General features: G+C 60.6%; 1 protein-coding gene. It reads left to right on the forward strand.

Features of this window, described 5'->3' with window-relative positions; translation table 11 throughout:
- Positions 1-279, forward strand: a 279-nt coding sequence (locus SB679_RS23890) for a hypothetical protein (protein ID WP_410704734.1), incomplete at both ends; no start/stop codon positions are given.

Here is a 279-nt window from a genome sequence, read left to right on the forward strand (position 1 = left end):
GCCTTTTACGCTTTTCGAACCGGCCGCTCCTGGGCGCCGGTAAACCTGGATCAGCAGACAGGCCTAACTGAGCTGGAACGCACATATGCCGACCAGACAAGGAATCCTTTCATGCTGTGGATCAAAAACCCGCTGGGCATCTTCACCGCAAACGACCTCGACGCCGGCAACGGCCTAGTTATCGATGGCGGGAAAATCGTGGAGCTCGTGCCACCGGGCGGACAGCCTGCCTCCTACACCTCCGTTTTCGACGCCTCCGGGCACGTGGTCCTGCCAGGG

It is taken from the genome of Chryseobacterium sp. SIMBA_029 (assembly GCF_046535275.1).
Taxonomy (GTDB): Bacteria; Bacteroidota; Bacteroidia; order Flavobacteriales; family Weeksellaceae; genus Chryseobacterium.